The sequence below is a fragment of the Streptomyces musisoli genome (genome assembly GCF_016741855.1).
GTDB lineage: Bacteria > Actinomycetota > Actinomycetes > Streptomycetales > Streptomycetaceae > Streptomyces > Streptomyces musisoli.
In genome coordinates this window covers 476,649-503,346 of record NZ_JAERRH010000001.1, presented here as the reverse complement: position 1 = coordinate 503,346, position 26,698 = coordinate 476,649, and the positions used below count along the sequence as shown (strand labels likewise).

The 26,698-nt window shown below is 73.7% G+C and carries 20 protein-coding genes and 1 pseudogene; 16 read left to right on the top strand and 5 right to left on the bottom strand.

The window, feature by feature from the left end; all coding sequences use genetic code 11:
- Positions 1 to 91 precede the first annotated feature (91 nt).
- Complete coding sequence (locus JK361_RS01985; RefSeq protein WP_201813838.1) at positions 92 to 1,657, bottom strand: alpha/beta hydrolase; 1,566 nt, start codon at positions 1,655 to 1,657, stop codon at positions 92 to 94.
- A 148-nt stretch (positions 1,658 to 1,805) separates the two neighbouring features.
- On the bottom strand, positions 1,806 to 2,849 hold the full coding sequence (locus JK361_RS01980; RefSeq protein WP_201813837.1) for an Rv2578c family radical SAM protein: 1,044 nt from the start codon (positions 2,847 to 2,849) through the stop codon (positions 1,806 to 1,808).
- A gap of 133 nt (positions 2,850 to 2,982) precedes the next feature.
- Here JK361_RS01980 and JK361_RS01975 point away from each other — a divergent pair, with 133 nt between their 5' ends.
- The 10 genes from JK361_RS01975 (at position 2,983) to JK361_RS01930 (ending at position 17,804) form a co-directional block, all read left to right on the top strand.
- Positions 2,983 to 3,426 (top strand): SRPBCC family protein, encoded by a 444-nt coding sequence (locus tag JK361_RS01975; RefSeq protein WP_201813836.1) that lies wholly within the window; start codon positions 2,983 to 2,985, stop codon positions 3,424 to 3,426.
- Positions 3,427 to 3,588: 162 nt separating this feature from the next.
- The gene (locus JK361_RS01970) at positions 3,589 to 6,033 is read left to right on the top strand and encodes an MFS transporter (RefSeq protein ID WP_201813835.1); all 2,445 of its coding nucleotides are present in this window, start codon (positions 3,589 to 3,591) and stop codon (positions 6,031 to 6,033) included.
- 153 nt (positions 6,034 to 6,186) lie between these two features.
- The gene (locus tag JK361_RS01965; protein WP_201813834.1) at positions 6,187 to 8,646 is read left to right on the top strand and encodes an ATP-binding SpoIIE family protein phosphatase; all 2,460 of its coding nucleotides are present in this window, start codon (positions 6,187 to 6,189) and stop codon (positions 8,644 to 8,646) included.
- Between the two features lie 80 nt (positions 8,647 to 8,726).
- Entirely contained in the window at positions 8,727 to 9,446 is a 720-nt protein-coding gene (locus JK361_RS01960) for a class I SAM-dependent methyltransferase (protein ID WP_201813833.1), read from the top strand.
- A gap of 80 nt (positions 9,447 to 9,526) precedes the next feature.
- The gene (locus JK361_RS01955) at positions 9,527 to 10,360 is read left to right on the top strand and encodes a M55 family metallopeptidase (protein WP_201813832.1); all 834 of its coding nucleotides are present in this window, start codon (positions 9,527 to 9,529) and stop codon (positions 10,358 to 10,360) included.
- Positions 10,353 to 11,657, top strand: coding sequence for a M20/M25/M40 family metallo-hydrolase (locus tag JK361_RS01950; protein WP_201813831.1), 1,305 nt, complete (start codon positions 10,353 to 10,355; stop codon positions 11,655 to 11,657). The genes JK361_RS01955 and JK361_RS01950 overlap by 8 nt, the downstream gene beginning before the upstream one ends.
- Before the next feature lie 15 nt (positions 11,658 to 11,672).
- Entirely contained in the window at positions 11,673 to 13,628 is a 1,956-nt protein-coding gene (locus JK361_RS01945) for a prolyl oligopeptidase family serine peptidase (protein ID WP_201813830.1), read from the top strand.
- A complete protein-coding gene (locus tag JK361_RS01940; RefSeq protein WP_201813829.1) occupies positions 13,625 to 14,548 on the top strand; it encodes a S66 peptidase family protein in 924 nt (307 codons plus the stop codon). Before JK361_RS01945 ends, JK361_RS01940 begins: the two co-directional genes overlap by 4 nt.
- A 64-nt stretch (positions 14,549 to 14,612) precedes the next feature.
- The gene (locus JK361_RS01935; protein WP_201813828.1) at positions 14,613 to 15,164 is read left to right on the top strand and encodes a GNAT family N-acetyltransferase; all 552 of its coding nucleotides are present in this window, start codon (positions 14,613 to 14,615) and stop codon (positions 15,162 to 15,164) included.
- A gap of 264 nt (positions 15,165 to 15,428) precedes the next feature.
- On the top strand, positions 15,429 to 17,804 hold the full coding sequence (locus JK361_RS01930; protein ID WP_236052309.1) for a DUF5107 domain-containing protein: 2,376 nt from the start codon (positions 15,429 to 15,431) through the stop codon (positions 17,802 to 17,804).
- Positions 17,805 to 18,019: 215 nt separating this feature from the next.
- On the opposite strand, the pseudogene JK361_RS40920 reads toward JK361_RS01930, so the two are convergent.
- The 3 genes and pseudogenes from JK361_RS40920 to JK361_RS01915 form a co-directional block, all read right to left on the bottom strand.
- Positions 18,020 to 18,166 (bottom strand): annotated as a pseudogene (locus JK361_RS40920) (VOC family protein); the annotation flags it as partial.
- A gap of 55 nt (positions 18,167 to 18,221) precedes the next feature.
- Complete coding sequence (locus JK361_RS01920; protein WP_201813827.1) at positions 18,222 to 18,668, bottom strand: phage holin family protein; 447 nt, start codon at positions 18,666 to 18,668, stop codon at positions 18,222 to 18,224.
- A gap of 735 nt (positions 18,669 to 19,403) precedes the next feature.
- Positions 19,404 to 20,360: an LLM class F420-dependent oxidoreductase gene (locus JK361_RS01915; RefSeq protein ID WP_201813826.1), complete on the bottom strand. Its 957-nt coding sequence runs from the start codon at positions 20,358 to 20,360 to the stop codon at positions 19,404 to 19,406.
- Positions 20,361 to 20,566: 206 nt separating this feature from the next.
- On the opposite strand from JK361_RS01915, the gene JK361_RS01910 reads away from it, so the two are divergent.
- The 6 genes from JK361_RS01910 to JK361_RS01885 all read left to right on the top strand — a co-directional run bounded on the left by JK361_RS01910 (position 20,567) and on the right by JK361_RS01885 (position 26,697).
- Complete coding sequence (locus JK361_RS01910; protein WP_201813825.1) at positions 20,567 to 22,150, top strand: NAD(P)/FAD-dependent oxidoreductase; 1,584 nt, start codon at positions 20,567 to 20,569, stop codon at positions 22,148 to 22,150.
- Positions 22,147 to 23,994: a transketolase gene (locus tag JK361_RS01905; RefSeq protein WP_201813824.1), complete on the top strand. Its 1,848-nt coding sequence runs from the start codon at positions 22,147 to 22,149 to the stop codon at positions 23,992 to 23,994. The genes JK361_RS01910 and JK361_RS01905 overlap by 4 nt, the downstream gene beginning before the upstream one ends.
- Complete coding sequence (gene ligD / locus JK361_RS01900) at positions 23,991 to 24,956, top strand: non-homologous end-joining DNA ligase (protein ID WP_201813823.1); 966 nt, start codon at positions 23,991 to 23,993, stop codon at positions 24,954 to 24,956. The genes JK361_RS01905 and ligD overlap by 4 nt, the downstream gene beginning before the upstream one ends.
- A 105-nt stretch (positions 24,957 to 25,061) precedes the next feature.
- The gene (locus JK361_RS01895; protein ID WP_201813822.1) at positions 25,062 to 25,439 is read left to right on the top strand and encodes a gas vesicle protein GvpO; all 378 of its coding nucleotides are present in this window, start codon (positions 25,062 to 25,064) and stop codon (positions 25,437 to 25,439) included.
- 68 nt (positions 25,440 to 25,507) lie between these two features.
- Positions 25,508 to 25,930, top strand: a complete 423-nt coding sequence (locus tag JK361_RS01890; protein ID WP_201813821.1) for a gas vesicle structural protein GvpA — start codon at positions 25,508 to 25,510, stop codon at positions 25,928 to 25,930.
- Entirely contained in the window at positions 25,927 to 26,697 is a 771-nt protein-coding gene (locus JK361_RS01885; protein ID WP_201813820.1) for a GvpL/GvpF family gas vesicle protein, read from the top strand. Before JK361_RS01890 ends, JK361_RS01885 begins: the two co-directional genes overlap by 4 nt.
- Position 26,698: the final 1 nt, after the last annotated feature.

Genomic DNA, 26,698 nt, shown 5'->3' with positions numbered 1-26,698 from the left:
CGGCCCCCCTTGCGCCACCGTGGCTCCGCCGGGGTCTTTCGTTTCGACCGGGCCGGCCCCCGCGAGCCCGGCACGATCCGGACGAGAGGCCCTAGCGGCGGAAGCCCAGCAGGCGGTGCAGGGTCGAACCGCGGGACGACGCCGACGCCGCCTTCGCCGTCAGCGGCTTCGGGTCCGGCGACTTGGCGCAGACCGCGTCCACCGGCCCGGCACCGCGCGGCACCGTGCCGTCGGTCAGATAGGCGGCCAGGTACCCGTCCAGGCACGTGTTGCCGCTCAGCGTGACACCGTGGTTGCCGCCGCCCTGCTCGACCACCAGGCCGGACCGGGCCAGCAGCCGGTGGACCGTGACCGCGCCGGCGTAGGGGGTGGCGGCGTCGTCGGTCGCCTGAAGGAGCAGGGTCGGCGGAAGCTTGCCGTTCGCGATGTTCACCCGCCGCAGCGGGGCCGTCGGCCAGAACGCGCACGGCGCGTTGTACCAGGTGTTGTTCCACGCCATCAGGGGGGCCTTCGCGTACACCGCCCAGGTGTCAGCGCGCCACCGGTTCCAGCCGCGCGGCCAGGACGCGTCGCGGCACTGCACCGCCGTGTAGACGCTGTAGCCGTTGTCGCCCGAGGCGTCCACGGCGGCGAAGTTCTCGTACGCCTCCACCAGTGCCCCGCCGGCCCGGTGGTGGACGTAGGCCGCGAACGCCTCGGCGAGGTAGGGCCAGTAGCCGTCGTAGTAGCCGCCGGGCATGAAGGTGTCCTCCAGCTCCGCGGCGCCGACCTCGCCCCCGGCCGGCTCCTTCGCCAGCGCCGCCCGCATCGCGTACCAGCGGGCCTCGATCTCCGCCGGGTCCTTGCCGAGCCGGTAGTCGGCGTCGTGCCGTGCGATCCAGGCCATCAGCGCGCGGTGGCGGTCGTTGAAGGCGTAGTCCTGGCCGAGGTTGTCCCGGTACCAGACACCGGTCGGGTCGACGATCGAGTCCAGCACCAGCCGGTGGACCCGCTCGGGGTACAGCTTCGCGTACACCGCGCCCAGGTAGGTGCCGTAGGAGTAGCCGAAGTAGCTGAGCCGCGGCGCGCCGAGGGCCTGGCGCACGATGTCCAGGTCCCGGGCCGCGCTGACGGTGTCCATGTACGGCAGGACGTCGGCGTACTTCCGGCCGCAGGCCGCGGCGAAAGCCTTCGCGCGGTCGACGTTCACCCGCTCCAGCTCGGGGGTGGCCGGCACGGAGTCCGGGCGTCCCGGCGCGAAGTGGCCGGGCAGACAGGTCAGGGCGGGTGTGCTGCGGCCGACCCCGCGCGGGTCGAAGCCGATGACGTCGTACCGGGCCGCCACGCTCTTCGGCAGCGCCGAGGCGACGAACCCGGCGAGCTTCAGACCGCTGCCGCCGGGGCCGCCCGGGTTGACCAGCAGCGGGCCCTCCGAGGACGGCGCGGTGTGCGGAACGCGGGACAGGGCGAGCGTGATCTGCCGGCCACCCGAGGGGTTCGCGTGGTCCAGCGGCACCTGCACCGAGGCGCACTGGAGCGCGGGGTAGTCGCGGGTGCCGCACTTCGTCCAGGCGGGCTTCGGCACGGCGGCGGTGCCGGCCGCCTGGGCGGGAACGGCGGTCAGCGAGCCCGCCACCACGGCGGCGGCTGCGCACAGCGCGGCTGCGCGTGTTCTCATACGGTCCTCCCGGGACGGAGGGTTTCGGCGAACCGCGAGGCTCACGGCTCTCGCCGGATCGTCCCGGAGTGGGGGCCCTGAAGAACGCGTTGCGGCGATACTTGACCCTATTGGGCCGTGGGATGCGCCCTAACGCCCTGGGAAGCACTCACATCAGGCTGAGCTGGACCGGCTCCGCGCCGGCGGCGGCCCGTGCGGGCGCGGCCGGGCGGATCCGCCGGGCCTGCCCGGCGCGCGTGGGCCCGATGCCGTACTCGCCCGCCAGCTCGTGCACCTGACGGGTGATCCGGCGCTGGTACCACTTGGGTGCGTAGGCGCCCTCCGCGTACAACCGCTCGTACCGGCGCACCAGGTGCGGATGGTGCTGCCCGAGCCAGGCCATGAACCACTCGCGGGCGCCCGGGCGCAGGTGCAGTACCAGGGGGGTGACGGAGGTGGCCCCGGCCGCCGCTACGGCCCGCACCGTGGCCCGCAGCCGGTCCGGATGGTCGCTCAGGAACGGGATCACCGGCGCCATGAGCACCCCGCAGCCGATGCCGTGTTCCCCGAGGGTGCGCACCACCTCCAGCCGGCGCTCGGGGGCGGGGGTGCCCGGCTCCACCGTGCGCCACAGCTCGGTGTCCAGGAAGCCGACGGAGACCGAGATGCCGACGTCCGTCACCTCGGACGCCCGGACCAGCAGGTCCAGGTCGCGCAGGATCAGGGTGCCCTTGGTGAGGATCGAGAACGGGTTCGCGTGCTCGGTGAGCGCGGAGATGATGCCCGGCATCAGGCGGTAGCGGCCCTCGGCGCGCTGGTAGCAGTCGACGTTCGTGCCCATCGCCACGTGGCCGCCCTGCCACCGGCGGGACCCGAGCTGGCGCCGCAGCACCTCGGGGGCGTTCACCTTGACCACGATCTGGGTGTCGAAGCCGATGCCCGTGTCCAGGTCCAGATAGCCGTGCGTCTTGCGGGCGAAGCAGTACACGCACGCGTGCGTGCAGCCGCGGTAGGGATTGACCGTCCATTCGAACGGCATGCGCGAGGCGCCCGGCACCCGGTTCAGCACCGACCGCGCCCGCACCTCGTGGAAGGTGATCCCGCGGAACTCGGGCGTGTCGAACGTCCGGGTGGTCACGCTGTCCGCGCCGAACAGCGCGGCGTCGGCGGCCCGGCCGTGTTCGCTCTCGTCTGTGAGGTTCTCCCAGCGCATGAGGCCTCCTCGCTAGCGCTGGCCACAGAATAGAACATCTGTTCCCATGATCGTGCGATCCCGATTTGGGGGGCCGGGCGCCGGGGTGGTTGGCTTGCCCCAACCCCGAGCAATCAGGTCCTGGAGGAACGCAATGGCGCAGGTCGAGGCCACTACGGAGCGGGTCGTCGCGGCGGACGCGGAGAAGGTGTTCGACGCCCTCGCCGACTACCGCGGCACACGGCAGAGGCTGCTGCCCGAGCACTTCAGCGAGTACGAGGTGCGCGAGGGCGGCGACGGCGAGGGCACCCTCGTCCACTGGAAGCTCCAGGCCACCAGCAAGCGGGTGCGCGACTGCCTGCTGGAGGTCACCGAGCCCACCGACGGCGAACTGGTCGAGAAGGACCGCAACTCCTCCATGGTCACCACCTGGCGCGTCACCCCCGCCGGCGAGGGCAGCTCCCGCGTGGTCGTCACCACCACCTGGAACGGTGCCGGCGGTATCGGCGGCTTCTTCGAGAAGACCTTCGCGCCCAAGGGCCTCGGCCGGATCTACGACGCGCTGCTCGCCAACCTCGCCGCCGAGGTCGAGAAGTAACCCAAGTGCCCGCCGGTGAAGGGGTGTTGACGGCTGGTTGACCCCCTTCACCGGTTCGAGTGGATCCCCGCCCCGGAAGGGATGGTGCCGTAACTCGCCACAGTTGTTCGCAGTTGTCGCCTCGCGCGGGAAATGTGACGGATGTGACGAGGGGAGCGGTCCGTGGGCGGGACGACTCTGGTGCAGCACGAGCCGGCCGTGGCACCGGCGGCGGGCGAGGAGACGGCCGCCGCACCGCCGCCCCCCGCACCGGTAGGCGAACTCGGGGCCCGCCGCGTCCGGTTGGTGTTCTTCGGACTGATGCTGGCGCTGCTGCTGGCCGCCCTGGACCAGATGATCGTCGCCACCGCCCTGCCGAAGGTCGTCGGCGAGCTGCACGGCCTGGACAGGATGTCCTGGGCGATCACCGCCTATCTGCTCACCTCCACCATCGGCCTGCCCCTGTACGGCAAACTCGGCGACCTGGTCGGCCGCAAGGGCGTCTTCCAGTTCGCCATCGCCGTCTTCGTCGTCGGCTCCGCGCTCGCCGGCCGGGCCGGGACCATGGACCAGCTCATCGCCTACCGCGCGGTGCAGGGCGTCGGCGCGGGCGGTCTCATGATCGGCGTCCAGGCGATCATCGCCGACATCGTGCCGCCCCGGGAGCGCGGCCGGTACATGGGCCTCATCGGCGCCGCCTTCGGCCTCGCCTCCGTCGCCGGGCCGCTGCTCGGCGGCTACTTCACCGACCACCTCTCCTGGCGCTGGTGCTTCTACATCAACGTCCCCTTCGGCCTGGTCACCCTCGCCGTCATCACCGTCGTGCTGAAACTGCCCAGGCCACGGGTGCGGGCCCGGCTCGACGTCCTCGGCGCGCTGCTGCTCGCCGCCGCCTCCACCTGCCTGGTCCTGCTCACCAGCTGGGGCGGCACCGAATACGCCTGGGGCTCCCGGCAGATCCTCGGCCTCGGCGCCGGCGCCCTCGCCGCCACCGTCCTCTTCCTGGTCGCCGAGCGCTTCGCCGCCGAACCCCTCATCCCCCTCCGGCTGTTTCGCGACTCCGTCTTCAACGTCAGCGGGCTGGTCGGCCTGGTGATCGGCGTCGCCCTGTTCGGCGCCGCCAGCTATCTGCCCACCTTCCTGCAGATGGTCGACGGAGCCAGCGCCACCGAGTCCGGGCTGCTGATGCTGCCCATGATGGCCGGGATCGTCGGCGCCTCGATCATCGGCGGCCAGCTCATCAGCCGTACCGGCCGCTACCGGATCTTCCCCGTGCTCGGCGGGGCCGTCTCCGCCGTCGGCATGTGGCTGCTGTCCCGCCTGGAGGCCGACACGCCCCGGCTGCACTACAGCATCTGGATGGCCGTCCTCGGCGCCGGCATCGGCCTGGTGATGCCCGTCCTCGTCCTCGCCGTGCAGAACTCCGTGCGCCCCGCCGACCTCGGCAGCGCCACCAGCGCCAACAACTACTTCCGCCAGATCGGCGGCAGCGTCGGCGCCGCGGTCTTCGGCACCCTCTTCGCCGACCGGCTCGCCGACGCCCTGCGCGAGGAGCTGCCCCCGCGCGCCGGCGCCGGCCTGCCCGATCCCGACTCGATCACCCCGCAGCTCGTCCACGCGCTGCCCCCGGCGCTGCGCGACGCCTACATCCGCGCCTACGCCGACGCGATGCCCCGGATCTTCCTGTACCTCGTCCCGGTGCTCGTCCTCGGCCTCCTCATCGCCTTCTTCCTCAAGGAGAAACCGCTGGTGTCCCACAACGCCCCCGCCACCGACCAGGAGACCGCGCCGGTGAACGTCCCCATCCCGCAGGCCCGCCTCCAGCCTCCGGCCGGGGGTGCCCCCGTACCGCCCCGCTCGCCGTACGCCGCCGGCATCCCCGTCTGCGGCACCGTGCAGCACCCCGACGGCACCGTGGTGCCCCGCGCCGCGCTCACGCTCATCGACGTCGCCGGACAGCAGATCGGCCGCGGGGCCAGCGGCGAGGACGGGCGGTACGCGCTCAGCACGCCCGGCTCCGGGGCGTACGTGCTGATCGCCGCCGCCGGCGGACACCAGCCGCAGGCCGTCTCCGTCACCGTCGGCGAGCGCCCCGTCGAACTCGACGTCGTCCTCGGCGGCGCCGGCCGCCTCGCCGGCGGCGTGCTCACCGCCGACGGCACCCCCGTCCGGGACGCCACCGTCACCCTCACCAACGTGCACGGCGAGGTCGTCGCCACCACCCGCAGCGGGCGCGAGGGCGGTTACGTCATCACGGAGCTGGTCGCCGGCGAGTACACCCTCGCCGCCAGCGCGCCCGCCTTCCGGCCCGCCGCGCTCCCGGTCACCGTGCAGGCCTCCCGGGAGACCCGGCAGGACGTCGAACTCGCCGGCGGGGCCGTGCTCAAGGGCACCGTCCGGGCGAGCGGCGGACGCCCCGTGGAGGACGCCCGGGTGACCCTGCTCGACGCCGCCGGCAATGTCGTCGACACCCTCACCACCGGAGCCGACGGCATGTTCCGGTTCGTCGATCTCTCCTCCGGCGAGTACACCGTCATCGCCGCAGGTTACCCGCCGGTCGCCACGGTGTTGCAGGTCGCGGGCGGTGGCCGCACCGAGCGGGACCTCCAGCTGGGGCACGAGGACTGACCGGAGCACACGCCGTGCGCCGGGCCGTGCGCCGGTGGCATCCGGTGACATCAATTCCCGGATTGCCACACATCGCGACCGGCCGTCGCCGTACCGTAGTGGCGGGCGGCACAGATCGTTTGCGGACAGCCGTGGGGAGAGAGGGCCGGGGCCATGGACCGTGGCAGCGAGCGGGACACACCTCCCGGGCGCGGCATCGGCGACACCGCCGCGGGCCGGATTCCGCTGGCCGTGGTCGTCGTCGACCGCGACGGACTGGTGTCCCACTGGAGCAGCGGCGCGCGGCGCCTGTTCGGCGTCGGCAGGGCGGACGCCGTCGGCCGTCCCGCGGCGGACCTGCTGCCGGTGTCCGGCGCCCTCCCCGACGACCCGCACGACCCGCAGGGCCCGGCCGCGCTCGACGCCTACGACTCGTACGACGGGCCCGGCCCCGACCTGGAGTCCTCGCTCGGCGGGCACACCGGCTACCCCACCGCGGGCCGCGCCCGCCTCCGCCCGCCCCGGCAGGAGCCCGGCGCCGAGCGGCTCGACGTGCTGTGGTGGGCCTACCCGCTGGTCGGCCCGGACCCGTCCCGGCTGCTCGTGCTCGCCGCCGACGCCACCCGGCTGAGCGACGAGCGCGGCTACGACGAGGAGACCGCCGAACGCATCGCGCCCGGCTTCGCCCGCCACACCGAACTGCCCGCCTCCGAGGAACTCCAACGGCGCCTGCCCGACATCCTGCCCAACATGGGCCCGGGGCTCAGCGCCCGCATCGTCTCGCAGGTCCTCGAACTCGGCTATCCCGTCCTGGAGTTCAGCCAGTTCGACCGGGTGCCCGTCACCCCGTACTGGGGCGTGCCGCGCCGCCCGGGCAGGGCCCGCACCGAGGCCGTCGTCCCGCAGCAGCGGGCCGCCGCCACCCTGGTCCCGGCCGGCGCCGAACAGGACCTGGAGTACGCCGCCGTCCGCGAGCGCCTGGAGTTCCTCAACGAGGTCAGCTCCCGCATCGGCTCCTCCCTGGACCTCGGCGAGACCATCCGCGAGGTCACCAGCGCCGCGGTGCCCCGCTTCGCGGACTTCGCCGGCACCCACCTGCGCGCCGCGGTACTGGCCGGCGAGGGCTTCCCGGACGGCCCGCCGGACGCCCACACCATGATGTTCCGCGTGTGGGTCGAGCACAACGACGAACCCGGCCGCTGGGACGACACCGTGCCGGTCGGCGAGTCCTTCGCCTTCCCCGAGCACACCCCCTTCTACCAGTGCATGGTCACCGGTGAGCCGGTCGTCGTCCCGAAGGTCACCGAAGAGCTGAGCGAGCGCATCTCCGGCGAGTTCGAGAAGCGCGACCTCCGGCCCCTCATCGGCGGCCGGTCCCTGCTGATCGTCCCGCTCAAGGCACGCAACGTCGTCCTCGGCTTCATGGTGCTGATGCGCCGCCCGGACCGCACGCAGTTCGACGACATGGACCGCACCACCGGCGCCGAACTCGCCGCCCGCGCGGGCCTCGTGCTCGACAACGCCCGCATGTACACCTACCAGGAGAACGTCGCCGACACCCTCCAGGACAGCATGCTGCCGCAGGTCAGCCCGCGGATGGCCGGCTGCGACATCGCCACCCGCTACCTGCCCGGCACCCGGCTCGGCCGGATCGGCGGCGACTGGTTCGACACCATCAAGCTCCCCGGCTCCCGCACCGCCCTCGTGGTCGGCGACGTCATGGGCCACGGCCTGAACTCCGCCGCGATGATGGGCCAGTTGCGCACCGCCGTACAGACCATGGCGGCCATGGAGACCCCGCCCGCCCAGCTCCTGCGCAACCTGGACGACCTGGCCCGCAGGCTCGGCGACAACTACCTGGCCACCTGCCTGTACGCGGTCTACGACCCGATCCGCGGCGAGCTGACCCTCGCCAACGCCGGCCACATCCCGCCCGTGCTGGTCCGCGCCGAGGACGGCAGCAGCGAACTCCTCGAACTGCCCACCGGAGCCCCGATCGGCGTCGGCGGCGTCCCGTTCGAGGCCACCCGGGTCAAGGTCGCGACCGGCGACCGGCTGGTGCTGTGCACCGACGGCCTGGTGGAGGTGCGCGGCTCCGACATCGGCGAGGGCCTGGCCGCGCTCTGCGAGTCCGCCGCACACCCCGCGGCCTCGATGGACGACGCATGCGACACCATCATCCGCGCGCTGAACACGCGCGGCGGACGCAAGGACGACGTCGCCCTGCTCATGGCCCGCCTCAACGGCATCCCCGACGACCACGTCGCCGACTGGCGGCTCGACGCCGACCCGCGCGAGGTGGCCCGGGCCCGCCGCCTGGTCCGCGAACTCCTCCTGGACTGGGGCCTTTCGCAGGCGGTCGAGACAGCCGAACTGCTGGTCAGCGAGGTCGTCACCAACGCCGTCCGGCACGCCGAAGGCGATCGGATCGGCCTGCGGGTCGTCCGGACCGACGCCCTGCTGTTCGAGGTCACCGACGACGAACCCGCCCTGCCCGCCATGATCACCGCAGGCCCCGGTGACGAGTCGGGCCGCGGACTGCGCGTCGTCAGCCGGCTGGCCCGGGAGTGGGGCGCCAGCGCCGCCGGGCACCGCAAGACCGTCTGGTTCGAACAGATCATCCCCAACTCGTGAAGGTAGCCGCCTGACCCTTGCCCCGCCGCAGGTCCCCACGATATTCCGATCACGGGAACCGAAGACCGTGGGGAGAGGGCATGAACGTCTCGGACAAGTACCGCGAAAACTGGGAGAGTTACTGGCAGCAGACCGCCGACGGCAGAGGCGAGGCGATCTGGGACGCAGACCCCTCCCTGACCGCCGTACCGCACAGCGAACTGCTCCTGCCCTACGCCGAGTCGGACCGTACGATCGTCGACCTCGGCTGCGGCAACGGCACCCAGACCCGTTACCTGGCCACCCGGTTCGCCCGCGCCGTCGGCGTCGACCTCTCGCACTCGGCCGTCGAGCACGCCCGCCGCGCAGCGAACGGCGACCCCGTCGAGTTCCAGCAGCTCGACCTCACCGACACCGACGCCGTACGAGCCCTGCACCAGCGGCTCGGCGACGCCAACGTCTACATGCGGGCCGTCATCCACCAGAGCGAACCCCAGGCGCGTCCCGCCGTGGCCGCCGCCGTCGCCGAGATCATCGGCGCCCGGGGCCGGGCCTTCGTCGTCGAGCTGACCTCCGGCTCCCGGGACGTCCTCCAGCGCGCCGTGTCCGAGCCGGGCGGCCCGGGGCCCAAGCTCCAGCGCGTCTTCCACCACGGGCTCAAGCCCGCCGACGCCTCCGACGACGAGATCCCGCGCCTGCTCGGCGAGGCCGGCCTCACCGTCCTGGCCGACGGCGAGACGGTCCTGCCGCAGACCGAGTGCCTCTCCGACGGCACCCGGATCGACCTGCCGGCCCGCTGGTTCGTCCTCGCGGGGGCCTGACCGGACCCGCCGGGCGTCGCCGGGACGGGCCGCGCCGGGGTCGTAGCCTGTCCGCCGCTCGGCGCGTAACGTGACGCACCATGAAGATCCTCATCAGTGCCGACATGGAGGGCGCCACGGGCGTCACCTGGCCCGGGGACGTGCTGCCGGGTACGCCGCAGTGGGAGCGCTGCCGGTCCATGTTCACCTCGGACGTGAACGCCGCCGCCGAGGGCTTCTTCGACGGCGGGGCGGAGCGCGTACTGGTCAACGAGGCCCACTGGTCCATGCGCAACCTGCTCCTGGAGCGGCTCGACGAGCGCGTGGAGATGATCACAGGCCGGCACAAGACGCTGTCCATGGTCGAGGGTGTCCAGCACGGTGACGTCGACGGGATCGCGTTCGTCGGCTACCACACCGGCGCCGGCATGGAGGGCGTCCTCGCCCACACCTACCTCGCCAACCAGATCACCGGGGTGTGGCTGAACGACGTCCGTGCCAGCGAGGGTCTGCTCAACGCGCACGTCGTCGCCGAGTACGGCGTTCCCGTCGTCCTCTTCACCGGCGACGACCTGGCCTGCGAGGACGCCCTCGGCTACGCCCCCGAGGCGCTGAAGGTCGCCGTCAAGGACCATGTGTCGCGGTACGCGGCGGTGTGCCGGACCCCGGCCCGCACGGCGGCCGACATCCGCGCGGCGGCCAAGGAGGCCGCGCGGCTGGCGGTCCGTCACGAACCGGTGGACGCAGGGCCGTTCACGGTCGCCGTCGAGTTCGACGCCGAGCACCTGGCCCTGTCCGCCACCGTCGTCCCCGGCGTGGCGCGGATCGGCGAGCGGAAGGTGGCGTACACGAGCGCCACCATGTACGAGGGGATCAGGACGTTCAAGGCGGTCACCACGATCGTCTCTGCCGCCGTGGAGGAGCAGTATGGCTGACCGACTGGCCCTGGACGAGGTGGTGGAGTTCACCTCCGGCCTGATCCGTATCGACACCGCCAACCGGGGCGATGGCGACTGCCGGGAGCGGCCCGCCGCCGAGTACGCGGCCGAACGCCTGGCCGAGGCGGGCCTGGAACCCCTGCTGCTGGAGCGCACCCGGGGCCGCACCAACGTGGTGGCCCGGATCGCGGGCACCGACCCGTCCGCCGACGCCCTGCTGGTCCACGGCCACCTCGACGTCGTACCGGCCGAGGCCGCCGACTGGCGCGTGCACCCCTTCTCCGGGGAGGTCCGGGACGGTGTGGTGTGGGGTCGCGGCGCCGTCGACATGAAGAACACGGACGCGATGATCCTCGCGGTGGCCAGGTCCTGGGCCCGGCAGGGCGTGCGGCCCCGCCGCGACCTCGTCGTCGCGTTCACCGCGGACGAGGAGGCCAGCGCCGAGGACGGCTCCGGATTCCTCGCCGACCGGCACCCCGAACTCTTCGAGGGCTGCACGGAGGCCATCGGCGAGTCCGGCGCCTTCACCTTCCACGACGGCTCCGGCCGCGAGATCTACCCCGTCGCGGCGGGGGAGCGGGGCACCGCCTGGCTGAAGCTCACCGCGCGCGGCCGGACCGGCCACGGCTCCAAGGTGAACCGGGAGAACGCGGTGACCCGGCTCGCCGCCGCGGTCACCCGCATCGGCGAACACAAGTGGCCGCTCCGGCTCACCCCGACCGTCCGCGCCGCCCTGGACGCCCTCACCACCCTCTACGGCATCGAAGCCGGCACCATCGACGTGGACACACTGCTGGAGAAGCTGGGCCCGACCGCCCGGCTGGTCGAGGCGACCGTCCGCAACAGCGCCAACCCGACGATGCTGAACGCCGGTTACAAGGTCAACGTCGTTCCCGGTGAGGCGGTCGCCTACGTGGACGGGCGCTGTCTGGCGGGCACCGAGGAGGAGTTCGCCGCCACGCTGGACGAGCTGACCGGACCGGACGTGCACTGGGAGTACGCGCACCGGGAAGTGGCCCTGCAAGCCCCCGTGGACGCACCGCTGTTCGCGAAGATGCGGACGGCGGTGGAGGAGTTCGCACCCGGCGGCCATGTGGTGCCGTACTGCATGTCGGGCGGCACGGACGCCAAGCAGTTCTCCCGGCTCGGCATCACCGGCTACGGGTTCTCGCCGCTGAAGCTGCCCGCGGACCTCGACTACCAGGCGCTGTTCCACGGTGTGGACGAGCGTGTGCCCGTGGAGGCGCTGCACTTCGGGGTCCGCGTCCTGGACCGCTTCCTGCGCACGGCCTAGACGCTGGGGGACGAGATGCTGAGATCGCCGTACGGATCGTGGCCGTCGCCCATCGACGCGGCGCTCGCCGCCGCGCACGACGGGCGGCCGGACTGGGTGGATTTCGTCGGCGACGAGATCTGGTGGACCGAGCCCCGCCCGGCCGAGGCCGGCCGGCGGGCCCTGGTGCGGCGGCGGGCCGACGGCACCGAGGAGTCGGTGCTCCCCGCCCCCTGGAACGTGCGCAGCCGGGTCATCGAGTACGGCGGCCGGCCCTGGGCCGGGGTGCTCCGGGACGGCCGGCCCCTCATCGTCTTCGTGAACTTCGCCGACCAGCGGCTCTACCGGTACGAGCCCGGCGACGAGCCCCGCCCGCTCACCCCGGTGTCGCCGGCGGGCGGCGGTCTGCGCTGGGCCGAACCCCGGGTGGACCTCGCGCGCGGTGAGGTGTGGTGCGTGCTGGAGGAGTTCACCGGGGACGGCCCCGACGACGTACGGCGGCTCCTTGCCGCCGTCCCGCTGGACGGTTCGGCCGCCGACGACCGGGATGCCGTCCGGGAACTCGTCGCGCCCCGGCACCGGTTCCTCACCGGCGCCCGGCTGTCTCCCGACGGCCGGCGCGCCGCCTGGCTGGCCTGGGACCATCCGCGCATGCCCTGGGACGGGACCGAGCTGCTGGTCGCCGACATCGGCGACGACGGCCGGCCGACGGGCGTCCGGACGGTGGCCGGCGGCCCGGACGAGGCCGTCGCCCAGGTCGAGTGGGCGGCGGACGGCAGCCTGCTGTACGCGAGCGACCGCGGCGGCTGGTGGAACCTCTACCGCGACGGCACCCCGCTGTGCCCGCGCGAGGAGGAGTTCGCCGGGCCCCTCTGGCAGCTCGGGCTGCGCTGGTTCGCGCCGCTGGACAACGGTCTGCTGGCGGTCGTGCACGGCCGGGGGCCGGCCGTGCTCGGGATACTGGATCCGGAGTCCGGCGAGATCGTCGACGCCGCCGGCCCGTGGACGGAATGCGCCGCCACCCTCGCCGCCCACGGCGCGCGCGTCGTCGCGGTCGGCGCCAGCCCGCGCACCGCGTACGAGGTGGTCGAGCTGGACACGGCCACCGGCCGGGCCCGCGTGATCGGCGCCCGGCACCGGGACCCGGTGGATCCCGCCTACTACCCGGAGCCGCAGATCCGCACCTTCTGCGGCCCGGACGGCCGCGACGTGCACGCCCATGTCTACCCGCCGCACCACCCCGGACGCGCCGCGCCCGACGGCGAGCTGCCGCCCTACGTGATCTGGGCGCACGGCGGGCCCACCAGCCGGGTCCCGCTCGTGCTGGACCTGGCCATCGCCTACTTCACCTCGCGAGGCATCGGGGTCGCCGAGGTGAACTACGGCGGCTCCACCGGATACGGCCGCGCCTACCGCGAGCGGCTGCGCGAGCAGTGGGGCGTGGTCGACGTCGAGGACTGCGCGGCCGTCGCCCGTGCCCTCGCCGACGAGGGCACCGCCGACCCCGCCCGGCTGGCCATCCGGGGCGGCAGCGCGGGCGGCTGGACCACCGCGGCCTCCCTGACCACGACCGACGTCTACGCCTGCGGCACCATCGTCTACCCGGTGCTCGACCTCGCCACCTGGGGCCCGGGGGAGACCCACGACTTCGAGTCCCGCTACCTGGAGTCGCTGATCGGCCCGCTCGCCGAGGTGCCCGCCCGGTACGCCGAACGCTCCCCGACCACGCACGCCGACCGGCTCACCGTGCCCTTCCTGATGCTCCAGGGCCTGGACGACGTCATCTGCCCGCCCGCCCAGTGCGAACGCTTCCTCGCCCGGATCGCGGACCGGGGAGTGCCGCACGCCTACCTCACGTTCGAAGGAGAAGGGCACGGCTTCCGGCGGGCCGAGACCATGGTGCGTGCCCTGGAAGCAGAGCTGTCCCTGTACGCTCAGGTGTTCGAGCTGGAACCGGCGCCGCGGACACCGAAGGTGGAACTCACCCCGTGAAGGAACTCGTACGGCCGCACCGGCTGGCCCCCGGCGCCCGGGTGGCCGTCGTCGCCACCAGCGGGCCGGTGCCCGAGGAGCGGCTCCAGGCCGGCCTCGACGTACTGCGCGGCTGGGACCTCGACCCCGTGGCCGGGGCCCACGTCCTCGACCGGCACCCCGAGTTCCGGTACCTGGCCGGCACGGACGCCGACCGGGCCGCCGACTTCCAGCGTGCCTGGTGCGACCCCACCGTGGACGCGGTGCTGTGCGCCCGCGGCGGCTACGGCGTGCAGCGCATGATCGACCTGCTCGACTGGGACGCGCTGCGGGCGGCCGGGCCCAAGCTCTTCCTCGGGTTCAGCGACCTCACCGTCCTGCACGAGGCCATCGCCACCCGCCTGGGACTGGCCACGCTGTACGGGCCGATGGCGGCCGGCGTCGACTTCATCAAGAACGCGCGGGCCCAGGAGCACCTGCGGGCCACGCTCTTCGCGCCCGAGACGGTCCGCACCCTCGCCACCGGCGGCCGGGCCCTGGTGCCCGGCCGGGCCCGGGGCGTCACCCTCGGCGGCTGCCTGTGCCTGCTCGCCGCGGAACGCGGCACCCCGCACGCCCGTCCCTCGGCGCGCGGCGGACTGCTCTGCCTGGAGGACGTGGGCGAGGAGACGTACCGGCTGGACCGGTACCTCACCCAACTCCTGCGCTCCGGCTGGCTGGACGGGGTGCGCGGGGTGCTCCTCGGCTCCTGGGAGGACTGTGCGGACTACGCCGAGCTGCGGCCCCTGCTGGCCGACCGGCTCGGCGGACTCGGGGTCCCGGTCGCGGAGAACGTCGGATTCGGGCACTGCGAGGGGGCGTTGACGGTCCCGTTCGGGGTGGCCGCCGAACTCGACGCGGACACGGGCACGGTGACGCTGGACGAGCCGGCCCTGCGCTGACACCCGGCCTCGCGGGGGCGTCCACCATGCGGCGCCGCGGGCGGTGACGCCGTAGGCTGGCCGGATGCCGCACCCTCCGTCCCGCTGGCTCGCCACGGGCCCCCGCGTCGCCATCCGTCCCTTCACCCTCGAGGACGGCCCCGAGTTCACCGCACGGGCCGGGGAGAGCAAGGGCCTGCACCGGCCGTGGCTGTTCCCGCCGGACAGCGAACAGGCGTACGCCGACTACGCCGGCTCGCTGATCGACGATCCGGCCCGGGCCGGCTTCCTGGTGTGCGAGAAGGACGGCGGGGCCATCGCCGGCTTCATCAACATCAACAACATCGTGCGGGGCGGATTCCGCAGCGGCGCCCTCGGCTACGGCGTCTTCGCGCACGCGGCCGGCCGGGGCCTGATGCGCGAAGGCCTGGAACTGGTGATCGCCTACGCGTTCGGGCCGCTCGGCCTGCACCGGCTGGAGATCAACGCCCAGCCCGGGAACACCGCCTCCATCGCCCTCGCCCGCGGCGCCGGGTTCCGCTTGGAGGGGCTCTCCCCGAAGATGATCTACGTCGACGGCGCCTGGCGCGACCACGAACGCTGGGCGCTCACCGTCGAGATGCGGTCCGGCTACTGATCGACTTCGGCATACGGCGACGCGTTCACGGACGGCGGGCGTTGTTGATGCCGAGATTCTCCGGGTCGAGGCAAGGTGGCGCTCGGTGCCACCCCGTTCACTCAAGGTGGCTCAGGTCGGCCTCGGTGCCGATGTCGTACGGCTCGGCGACGTCCCCGCACTCCACGGGCCGGATCCGGGTGCTGCCGGCCGACCTGGTCGTGGACGCCTTTGCGCAATCCTGACCGGCAGCTCCCCTGGCCGAGTCCCGCGTCGCCGGGTTCCATGGTCATCGTGACGACGATCCGACGTGAGGTGCTGACCCTCCCCGCCGCGGAGTTGGGGCCAGACAACCCGCTGCCCGCACTGCGCCCGCTCGACGAGGTCCACCGCATCGACGGCCGGGAACGGGCGGACCTGCCCGCGGACATGGCCCGGCAGCTCGGCCACGAGCCGCTGCGCAGCCTGCTGCCCCTGCGGATCCGGGACGGGTACGGCAGAACCCGCGCGCCCCGCACCTTCGACGCGCTGGTCATCGAGAACGGCCGGCTGCGCGCCACCGTCCTGCCCGGCCTCGGCGGCCGGATCACCTCCCTGGTCCATCTGCCCACGGGACGCGAACTCCTCTACCGCAACCCGGTTTTCCAGCCGGCCGACTTTGCCCTCAACGGCGCCTGGTACTCCGGCGGCATCGAATGGAACATCGGCGCCACCGGCCACACCACCCTCTCCTGCGCCCCCCTGCACGCCGCGCTCGTCACCGCCCCGGACGGCGGCCCGATGCTGCGGCTGTGGGAGTGGGAGAGGCTGCGCGACCTGCCCTTCCAGGTCGACCTGTGGCTGCCGCAGGACTCCGACTTCCTGTACGCCGGCGTACGGATCCGCAACCCGCACGAGCGGCCCGTGCCCACCTACTGGTGGTCCAACACCGCCGTGCCCGAGGACCGCCGCGTCCTGGCCCCCGCCGACGAGGCCTGGCGGTTCGGCTACGAACGCCGGCTGAGCCGGGTGCCCGTCCCGGAGTACGACGGCGTCGACCGCAGCCACCCGCTCAACAGCCCCTACGCCGCCGACTACTTCTACGAGGTGCCCGACGGCCGCCGCCGCTGGATCGCCGCGCTGGACGCCGACGGGCACGGGCTGGTGCAGACCTCCACCGACGTGCTGCGCGGCCGCAAGCTCTTCGTGTGGGGCAGCGGCCCCGGCGGCCGGCGCTGGCAGCAGTGGCTGACCGCACCCGGCACCGGCGGCTACTGCGAGATCCAGGCCGGGCTCGCCCGCACCCAGCTCGAACACGTGCCGCTGCCTGCGCAGGGCGAGGTGTCCTGGCTGGAGGCGTACGGCCCGCTGGACACGCCCTCCGCGGGCGAGTGGGCGGACGTCGTCGGGACGGCCGAGAAGCGGCTGGCGGCCGTCCTGCCGCGCGACCGCGTCGACCGGGCGTACGCGGCGTGGCAGCCGTACGCCGACGCCGAACCCGGGGCGACACTCGCCGCCGGCTCCGGCTGGGGCGCGCTCGAAGTGCTCCGCGCGGGCCTGGAGCTGCCCGGTACGCCGTTCCCCGAGTCCACGCTGGGCGCCGCCCAGGAGCCCTGGCGGCAGCTGCTGCGCACCGGGTCCCTGCCGGAGCCGCACCCGGGCCGGCCGCCGGGACCGACGCCGGTCACCCCGCCGTGGCGGGACCTGCTGGAGACCGCCCCCGCCACGGCGCACACCGAGTACCACCTCGGCGTCGCCCAGTGGCACGCGGGCGACCGCGCACAGGCCGTCCGCAGCTGGGAGCGCGCGCTGCGCCGCGCGCCCGCGACCTGGCCGCTGCTGCGCTGCCTGGCCGTCGCCGACCAGGAGGCCGGCCACCACGAACGGGCCGCCGACCGCTACACGGCCGCCTTCACCGACCTGCACCGAAAACACCCCGAACCCGACGAGACCGGAACGTCCACGGCGGCGGGGCCCGGGGCTGGGGGCTCTGCGGGGGCTGGGCCTGGGGGGTCTGTGGGAGCGGGGGACTGGGTGTCTGCTGGGGCCGGGGCCGGGGCGTGTGCGGTGACCGAGACCGGGGTGTCTGTGGGGGCTCGGGCCGGGGGCTCTGCGGGGGCTGGGCCTGAGGGGTCTGCGGGGTGGGGGAGCGGGGCGTCTGCGGTGGCTGGGGTCGGCGTGTCCGCGGTGGCCGGGGCCGGGGGGTCCGCGGGGGCTGGGACGGGGACGGGCCCGGAGCTTCGGTCTGGGACGGGTTCGGAGGCCGGGGCGGGGACGGGCCAGGAGCTTGGGGCTGGGACGGGTGCGGAGGCCAGGGCGGGGGCAGGCTCCGTGGGCGGGGCGGGGACGGGCTCCGCGGAGGAGAGCTGGGGGGCCGCCGTGGCCGCGCTCGGACGGGAGACCCTCGAAGCGCTGCTCCGGGTCCGGCGGGCCGCGGACGCGCGCTCGGTGTGGGAGCGGTTGCCCGCCGCCGTCCGCCGGAGGGGCCGCTTCCGGCTGCTCCTCGCCGAGCTGCTGCTCGCCGAGGGCCGGCGAGCCGAGGCACGGGCCGTCTTCGACGCCGGCTTCGAGGTCGCCGACCTGCGGGAGGGCGCCGACGACGTCGGCCGGCTGTGGAACCGCCTCACCGACGAGCCGCTGCCCGCCCGCTACGACTTCCGGATGCGACCGGACTCCGGCTGAGCGGGTTCAGCCGGAGTCTCCGCACGAGCGGGTTCAGCTGGAGTCTCCGCACGGGCGGGCTCAGCCGGAGGCCGGACGAGCGGGTTCAGCGGGAGTCTCCGCACGAGCGGACTCAGCCGGAGTCTCCGCACGGGCGGGTTCAGCCGGAGTCTCCGCACGAGCGGACTCACGAAGTCCGGACGAGCGGGCCCAGCCGGAGTCTCGCACGGGCGGGCTCAGCCGGAGGCCGGACGAGCGGGCTCAGCCGCCGCGCTGGTCCACGCGTAGTCGAAGAGTGACCCGTCCGCATGCACCGCCAGCAGATTGCGGCCCACCGGCGTGGGCACCGGCCCCGCGATGACCTGCGCGCCCAGCTCGGTGAGCAGCCCGCGGCCCTGGGGCCGTTGCCGCGACGTCGGCCGGGAGCGCTCCTGTTCGTCAGGCTCGGTGGTGTGGGGGGTCCGGGGGGACGTCCGGGCGGGGCGGGGTGCCGGAGGGCATCGGCGGGTAGGGCAGGCCGAGGCCGCTCGGCGGTGCGGGGGGCGAGGAGCCGCCCACCACGTGTGGCGGGGCGCTGGGGGCGTGGTGGCCGTGTCCCGGGCGGGCCGCACCGCGCAGCAGATAGGCCACGGCTCCCAGGACGGCCGCGGTGATCAGTGCCGCGGCCCAGCCCGGCAGGCCGATCGCCAGGGCGAGGCCGAGGGCGAGGGCCACCGCGGCGCCCGCGTACAGGGCGACGGCGCCCGAGGCGGCGTACAGCATGGCGGTGCGGCGCTGCTTGCGGGACTGCTCGCGCAGTTCGTCGCGTACCGTCTCGCGTGCCACCTGAGCCAGCTCTTCGACGAGGTGCTTGTCCAGATGTTCCAGGTGATCAAAACGGTCCATACCCTGCGGGTACCCGTGCATCACAGCGGGTAACGCGAGGGCCCTGCCCACCCCGGCCGGCTCCAACCGGGCTCGGACGCATGGAGATTCCGGGCGCCTCGCTGCGCATCTGCGTCGACGACCTCGAAACCGCGATCCCCTTCTACGAGCGCCCGTCGGACGGCACGACGCTCCGCTTCCGGCGCGACAGCGGCCCCAGGGGCGCGGGGAACTGCGCGCTTAACCACAACGCCCCGGCACCCGACAACGCACCGACCCCCATCCACGTACACACCCCGAGCCTCCCCGCCCACGGCGCGACAACGGCCCCAGGGGCGCGGGGAACTGCGCGCTTAAGCACAACGCCCCGGCACCCGACAACGCACCGACACCCATCCACGTACACACCCCGAGCCGCCCGGCCGACGGCCCGGCAACGGCCCCAGGGGCGCGGGGAACTGCGCGACAAGCCCCGACGCACCGGCACCCGACAACGCACCGAGACCCATCCGCGTACACGCCCCGAGCCGCCCGGCCGACGGCCCGGCAGCGGCCCCAGGGGCGCGGGGAACTGCGCGACAAGCCCCGACGCACCGGCACCCGACAACGCACCGGCACCAGGCAACGCACCGGCACCAGGCAACGCACCGGCACCAGGCAACGCACCGGCACCAGGCAACGCACCGGCACCAGGCAACGCACCGGCACCCGGCGGGCAACGCACCGGCATCCGCCCGACGATGCCCCGGTACCTCTTCACTCGGCCAGCCGCGGCAGCACCTTCGTGCGGTAGAAGTCGAAGAACCCCTGCTGATCCGGCCCGATCTGGTTCACGTACACCCGGTCGAACCCGGCGTCGGCGAACGCCCGCAGCGCCTCGGCATGCCGGTCGGCGTCGTCCCCGCAGACCACCTGGTCCCGCACCATGTCCTCGGTGACCAGCTCGTGCAACTGCTCGAAGTGCTGCGGAGAGGGCAGCACCTGCCCCATCTCGCCCGGCAGCAGCTCGTTGTACCAGAGCCGGTGCACCGTACGGACGCACTCCTCGCGGTCCGTCCCGTAGCAGACCTTCGTACCGCCGCTGACCGGCTTGGTCCCGCCCCCGCCCTTGCGGAACCGCGTGACCATCTCCTCCTCCGGCATCATCGTGATGTAGCCGTCGCCCACGCGGGCGGCCAGCGCGGTCGCCTTCGGTCCGAACCCGGAGACGTCGATCGGGACGGGCTCGTCGGGGACGGTGTAGAGCCGGGCGTTCTCCACGGTGTAGTGCGTCCCCTGGTGGTTGACCTCCTCACCGGTGAACAGCCGGCGCATCACCTGGATCGCCTCCTCCAGCATCTCCAGGCGCACATGCACCGGAGGCCAGCGGTCGCCGAGGACGTGTTCGTTCAGCGCCTCGCCGGTGCCGACACCGAGCCGGAACCGGCCCCCGGTCATCACCGCGCTGGTCGCCGCGGCCTGTGCCACGACCGCCGGGTGCATCCGCACGGTCGGGCAGGTCACGGCCGTCTCGATGGGCAGCGAGACGGCTTCCGACAGCGCACCGATCACCGACCACACGAACGGGCTCTGCCCCTGTGCGCCGTTCCACGGGTGGTAGTGGTCGGAGATCCACAGCGCCTGGAACCCGGCCTGCTCGGCCATCCGGGCCTGTTCGACGAGGGCCGCGGGGTCGTGTTCCTCGGCCGCCAGGAAATAGCCGTACTCGGGCATGGGAAAACCTCCGCGCGGGCTCGGTGCGGTCCGGACCGGGGCCGGGTAACCGGCGGCGACCGGGCGAAACGCCGCCACCGGCCGTCCGCGACGGGGACGGCGTTCGGGTGCTCGCACCGGCGTACGGGTGACCCGCCCGGCGTTTGGGTGCCCCGGCCCCGGTTACGCGGAAGACCTCGGACGAGCCACACCGCCGGAGGCGTACCGTGAGCCGACCTCGCGTCGTGATCGTCGGTGCCGGTTTCGCCGGGTACCGGGCTGCCCGCACCCTGGCCCGGCTCACCCGGAACCGCGCCGACATCACGCTGCTCAACCCGACCGACTACTTCCTCTATCTGCCGCTGCTGCCCCAGGTCGCCGCGGGCATCCTGGAGGCCCGCCGGGTCACCGTGTCGCTGCCCGGCACGCTGCGCGGGGTGCGCCTGGTGCTCGGCGAGGCGGAGCACGTCGACCTGGACGGCCAGACCGTCCACTACAGCGGCCCCGAGGGCGGCTCCGGCAGCCTCGGCTACGAGCGGCTGGTGCTGGCCGTCGGCAGTGTCAACAAGCTGCTGCCGATCCCCGGCGTCGCCGAGCACGCGCACGGCTTCCGCGGTCTGCCCGAGGCGCTGTACCTGCGCGACCACGTGACCCGGCAGGTGGAACTGGCCGCCGCCGAAGAGGATCCGGAGAGCTGCGCCGCCCGGTGCACCTTCGTGGTGGTCGGCGCCGGCTACACGGGTACCGAGGTGGCCGCCCAGTTGCAGATGCTCACCGACCGGCTGGCCCGCCGGCACCCGCTGCCGCGCGGCCTGCGCCCCCGCTGGATCCTGCTGGACGTGGCGCCGCGCGTGCTGCCGGAGATGGACGAGCAGCTGTCCCGTACGGCCGACCGGGTGCTGCGGGCGCGCGGCGTCGACGTGCGGATGGGCACGTCGGTGCGGGAGGCCACCCGGGGCGGGGTGCTGCTCACCGACGGGCGGTTCGTCGCGACCCGGACCCTGGTGTGGTGTGTGGGGGTACGGCCCGATCCGCTGGTGGAGGCCGTGAAGCAGCCGTTGGAACGCGGGCGGCTGATCGTCGACCCGTACCTGCAACTGCCGGGCCGGCCCGAGGTCTTCGCCTGCGGGGACGCCGCCGCCGTGCCCGACCTGGAGCATCCGGGGAAGTTCACGCCCATGACGGCCCAGCACGCCTGGCGGCAGGGCCGGGTGGCGGGGGAGAACGTGGCCGCCTCGCTCGGTCTCGGCCGGCGCCGCCGCCCGTACCGCCACCGCGACCTCGGCTTCGCCGTCGACCTCGGCGGAGTCCAGGCCGCCGCCAACCCGTTCGGCGTGCCGCTGTCCGGCCCGGCGGCGGGCGCCGTCACCCGCGGCTACCACCTGGCCGCGCTGCCCGGCAACCGCGTCCGGGTGGCCGCCGACTGGCTGCTGGACGCCGTGCTCCCGCGCCAGGGAGTCCAGTTGGGCCTCGTACGGGCGTGGTCGGTCCCGCTGGACACGGCCTCACCGGAGCTGGCGCGGGTACCGGGCGGTCCGGAGCGGCCACCCGCACACGCAGGAGACGAACGCATGACACACGAGACGCACCGGAACCAGCCCGGCGGTGAACCGGCGAAGAACCAGCCCGGCGGTGAACCGGCGAAGAACCAGCCCGGCGGTGAGCCCGCGAAGAACCAGCCCGGTGGTGAACCGGCGAACAGCAGTCCGGAGCACGCGGCCCCCGGCCCCGTCAAGCGCACCGACACCCCCGACCCCGCGGACGCCCCGCCCGAGCGCGACCGAGCGCAAGGAGACCGAGGAGACTCATGAACACCGACGAACTCGCCGAACTGGGCCAGCAGTTGCGCGTCGACAGCGTACGGGCGTCCGCCGCCGCGGGATCCGGGCACCCGACGTCCTCGATGTCCGCCGCCGATCTGCTGGCCGTCCTGCTCGCGAACCATCTGCGCTACGACTTCGAGCGCCCCGAACACCCCGCCAACGACCGCTTCGTGCTCTCCAAGGGGCACGCCTCGCCGCTGCTGTACTCCGCCTACAAGGCGGCCGGTGCCGTCGAGGACGGCGAGCTGGTCACCTTCCGCAAGCTCGGCAGCAGGCTGGAGGGCCACCCGACACCCCGGCGGCTGCCCTGGGTGGAGACGGCCACCGGCTCGCTCGGCCAGGGCCTGCCGGTCGGTGTCGGCATCGCCCTGGCCGGCAAGCGGCTGGACCGCACCGGCTACCGGGTGTGGGTGCTGTGCGGCGACAGCGAGCTGGCGGAGGGCTCGGTGTGGGAGGCCGCCGAACACGCCGGATACGAGAACCTAGACAACCTGATCGCCATCGTGGACGTCAACCGGCTCGGCCAGCGCGGCCCCACCCGGCACGGCCACGACCTGGACGCCTACGCCCGCCGCTTCCAGGCCTTCGACTGGCACACCATCGAGATCGACGGCCATGACGTCGACGCGATCGACCGGGCCTACGGGGAGGCGCTGTCCACCACCGGGCAGCCCACCGTGATCCTCGCCCGCACCCTCAAGGGCAAGGGCGTCGCCTCCGTCGAGGACCGCGAGGGCCTGCACGGCAAACCGCTGCCCGAGGCCGAGCAGGCCGTCGCCGAACTCGGCGGGCAGCGCGACCTGCACGTGCGCGTCTCCGAACCGCAGGCCGCCGCCGCGCTGCGCTCGCTCACCACCGAGGTCGTCCAGCTCCCCCGCTACGACCGGGGCGAGGAGGTAGCGACCCGGGACGCCTTCGGCAAGGCCCTCGCCGCGCTCGGCACCGCCCGCGGCGACATCGTCGCCCTGGACGGCGAGGTCGGGGACTCCACCCGGACCGAGGAGTTCGCCAAGGCCCACCCCGACCGGTTCTTCGAGTGCTACATCGCCGAGCAGCAGCTCGTCGCCACGTCCGTCGGCATCGCCGCGCGCGGCTGGGTGCCCTACGCCTCCACCTTCGCCGCGTTCCTGACCCGCGCCCACGATTTCGTGCGCATGGCGTCCATCAGCGGCTCCGGGATCAACCTCGTGGGCTCCCACGCCGGTGTCGCCATCGGGCAGGACGGGCCCTCGCAGATGGGCCTGGAGGACCTGGCACTGTTCCGCTCCGTGTACGGCTCGACGGTGCTGTACCCCTGTGACGCCAACCAGACCGCCCGGCTGACCGCCGCCATGGCCGGCCTCGACGGCATCCGCTACCTGCGCACCTCGCGCGGCAAGACCCCGGTGATCTACGGTCCCGAGGAGGAGTTCCCGGTCGGCGGCAGCAAGACGCTGCGCAGCGCCGAGGACGACCGGCTGACGGTGGTCGCGGCCGGGGCGACCGTGTTCGAGGCGCTGGCCGCCGCCGACCGGCTCGCCGAGGACGGCATCCAGGTGCGGGTGATCGACCTGTACTCGGTCAAGCCCGTCGACGCCGAGACCCTGCGCCGGGCGGCCGAGGAGACCGGCTGCCTGCTCACGGTGGAGGACCACCACCCCGAGGGCGGCCTAGGGGACGCCGTGGCGGAGGCGTTCGCCGACGGCCGGCCGGTGCCCCGCCTGGTCCGGCTCGCGGTGCGCACCATGCCGGGCTCGGCCGCCCCCGACGAGCAGCTGCACGCGGCCGGCATCGACGCCGTGGGCATCGCGGCGGCGGCCCGCCTGCTGGTCGAGGAGGCGGTCGTGCGATGAGCCGCGGCGACGCGCGGTCCATCCGCGCGGGCCGCCGCACGGTGGAGATCCAGCGGCCGGGGAAGGTGCTCTTCCCCGGCGGCGGGGGCGCGAAGGAGTACACCAAGGGCGACCTGGCCGACTACTACCGGTCCGTCGCGCCGTACCTGCTGCCGCACCTGAGGGGCCGCCCGCTGATGCTGGAGCGGTATCCGGACGGCCTGGGCGGCCAGCGGTTCATGCAGAAGAACACCCCGGACCACTACCCCGAGTGGATCACCCGCGCCCAGGTCGCGAAGGAGGGCGGCACGGTCACGCACGTGGTCTGCGACGACACCGCCACCCTCCTCTACCTCGCCGACCAGGCCTGTCTGACCCTGCACCGCTGGCTGTCCCGCACCGACCGGGCCGGCGGCCCGGGCCACCCCGACCGGCTGGTCTTCGACCTCGATCCGCCCGCAGTGCCCGAAGGGCCCGGCGGGACCCCCGGGGACGACTTCGCGGCCGTCCGGGAGGCCGCCGCCTGGCTGCGCGAGCTGCTCGACGAACTCGGCCTGCCCACGGCGCCGATGACCACCGGCTCGCGCGGACTGCACCTCGTCGTCCCGCTCGACGGCCGTCACGACTTCGACGAGGTACGCGCGTTCGCCCACGACGTGGCCGGGTTCGCCGCGGCACGGCACCCGGACCGGCTCACCACCGCCGCCCGCAAACGGGACCGCGGCGACCGCCTGTACCTCGACGTGCAGCGCAACGCCTACGCCCAGACCGCCGTCGCCCCCTATGCCGTCCGGGCCAGCAGGGGCGCACCCGTGGCGGTGCCCCTAACCTGGGAGCAGGTGGACGATCCCGGTGTCGACGCCCGACGCTGGACCCTCTCGGACGCCGTGGGCCAGGCGCGCACCGACCCCTGGGCCGGTGTGCTGAGCCGCGGCCGCTCCCTCAAGCGGCCCCGGAGCCGCCTCGCGGCACTGCGTGGCTGACCCACGTAACCCCTCCGAGCAGGGCTGACGGCGTCCCCGTCACACGCGGTCCGCTCCTGAGGTTTGGCCGCGGACGAGACGGCCACACGCAGGGGAGAGGTGGCCATGTCGAACGCAAAAAACACACCACAGTCACAGGGTTCACGGGAATCACAAGATTCCCAGGAGCCCCAGGAGACGGAAAGCAACACAGACAGGCACGCGGCGGACGGTGACCGTCCGGCCCTGATGGAGGTGCTGCGCCAGGCGCGCGCCCAGCTCGCCGAACTCACCGGCCTGGCACCGGAGTCGGTGTCCTCGTTCGAGCAGACGCAGGACGGCTGGGCGCTGGAGGTGGAGGTCCTCGAACTGGCGAGGGTGCCCGACACCATGAGCCTGATGGCGAGCTACCAGGTCGAGCTGGACGCGCGGGGCCAGCTGACCGGTTACCGCCGCGTCCGCCGTTACGAGCGCGGGAGGGCCGATCCGCGGGGCGGCCGCTGAGCCGCCACGGTGCGTGACCCCGTCCGCGCAGAAAGTGCACCCACTACGCACGAGGAGGAATCGCCGGCATGACTGTAGTTCCGGCACAGCAGACCGGAGGCGGAGGCGGCAGCAGCGGCCTCTACGACGTACTCGAACTGGTTCTGGACCGCGGGCTCGTGATCGACGCGTTCGTCCGGGTCTCCCTGGTCGGCATCGAGATCCTGAAGATCGACGTCCGTGTCGTCGTGGCCAGCGTCGACACCTACCTGCGCTTCGCCGAGGCGTGCAACCGGCTCGACCTGGAGGCCGGGCCGCGCAAGAGCCCCGGTCTGCCCGAGATCGTCGGCGAGATGACCGAGTCCGGTGCCCGCGGCAAGTCCAAGGGCGCTCTGTCGGGCGCGGCGCAGACCATCTCCGACGCCTTCAACCAGGCCCGCCAGGAAGGGGAGACCGAGTCCCGGCCGCGCGCCCGCAAGGCCCCCGCGCGCCGTAAGGAGGAGCAGGAGTGAGCACCTACGTCTACGGGATCACCGCACGGTCGCACCCAGCGCTGCCCGAGGGCATGACCGGGGTGGGCGAGCCGGCCCGCACCGTGCGCGTGCTCACGACCGGTGAGCTGGCCGCCGTGGTCAGTGACGCCCCGGAGGATCTGCGGCCCAAGCGCAGGGATCTGCTCGCGCACCAGAACGTGCTCGCCGAGGCCGGTGCCGCCGGCTGTGTGCTGCCGATGCGCTTCGGCAGCGTGGCCCCCGACGACGACGCCGTCACGCAGGTGCTCGACGAGCGGGCGGAACACTACGCGGAACGGCTGCGGGAGCTGGACGGCAAGGTCGAGTACAACGTCAAGGCCACGCACGTCGAAGAGGCGGTCCTGCACCTGGTGATGGCCGAGAACGCCGACGTGCGCACCCTCGCCGAGGCCAACCGCCGTTCCGGCGGAGGCGGCTACGACGACAAGATCCGCCTCGGCGAGATGGTCGCCGCCGCCGTCAAGGCCAAGGAGGCCGAAGACGCCGGCCAGGTCGAGAGCCTGCTGGCCCCGGGTGCCGCTGCGGTCAGCGTGGGCCCCGAGTCCACCGGCTGGCTGCTGAACGTGTCGTTCCTGGTCCCGCGGGACTCCGCCGAGGACTTCCTGGCCACCGTCGAGCAGGTCCGCAAGGACCGCCCCCACCTCGATCTGCGGGTCAACGGCCCGCTGCCGCCGTACAGCTTCGTCGAGCCCGGCCCGGCGCAGCCCGCGGGCCGGGCGGCCGGCGCGGACGCCGGCGCGCAGTAGC

Coding starts and splice junctions, on each gene's coding strand:
- JK361_RS01985 (WP_201813838.1), bottom strand. CDS start 1,657: ATGAGAACACGCGCAGCCGCGCTGTGCGCAGCCGCCGCCGTGGTGGCG.
- JK361_RS01980 (WP_201813837.1), bottom strand. CDS start 2,849: ATGCGCTGGGAGAACCTCACAGACGAGAGCGAACACGGCCGGGCCGCC.
- JK361_RS01975 (WP_201813836.1), top strand. CDS start 2,983: ATGGCGCAGGTCGAGGCCACTACGGAGCGGGTCGTCGCGGCGGACGCG.
- JK361_RS01965 (WP_201813834.1), top strand. CDS start 6,187: ATGGACCGTGGCAGCGAGCGGGACACACCTCCCGGGCGCGGCATCGGC.
- JK361_RS01960 (WP_201813833.1), top strand. CDS start 8,727: ATGAACGTCTCGGACAAGTACCGCGAAAACTGGGAGAGTTACTGGCAG.
- JK361_RS01955 (WP_201813832.1), top strand. CDS start 9,527: ATGAAGATCCTCATCAGTGCCGACATGGAGGGCGCCACGGGCGTCACC.
- JK361_RS01950 (WP_201813831.1), top strand. CDS start 10,353: ATGGCTGACCGACTGGCCCTGGACGAGGTGGTGGAGTTCACCTCCGGC.
- JK361_RS01945 (WP_201813830.1), top strand. CDS start 11,673: ATGCTGAGATCGCCGTACGGATCGTGGCCGTCGCCCATCGACGCGGCG.
- JK361_RS01935 (WP_201813828.1), top strand. CDS start 14,613: ATGCCGCACCCTCCGTCCCGCTGGCTCGCCACGGGCCCCCGCGTCGCC.
- JK361_RS01930 (WP_236052309.1), top strand. CDS start 15,429: ATGGTCATCGTGACGACGATCCGACGTGAGGTGCTGACCCTCCCCGCC.
- JK361_RS01920 (WP_201813827.1), bottom strand. CDS start 18,668: ATGGACCGTTTTGATCACCTGGAACATCTGGACAAGCACCTCGTCGAA.
- JK361_RS01915 (WP_201813826.1), bottom strand. CDS start 20,360: ATGCCCGAGTACGGCTATTTCCTGGCGGCCGAGGAACACGACCCCGCG.
- JK361_RS01905 (WP_201813824.1), top strand. CDS start 22,147: ATGAACACCGACGAACTCGCCGAACTGGGCCAGCAGTTGCGCGTCGAC.
- ligD (WP_201813823.1), top strand. CDS start 23,991: ATGAGCCGCGGCGACGCGCGGTCCATCCGCGCGGGCCGCCGCACGGTG.
- JK361_RS01895 (WP_201813822.1), top strand. CDS start 25,062: ATGTCGAACGCAAAAAACACACCACAGTCACAGGGTTCACGGGAATCA.
- JK361_RS01890 (WP_201813821.1), top strand. CDS start 25,508: ATGACTGTAGTTCCGGCACAGCAGACCGGAGGCGGAGGCGGCAGCAGC.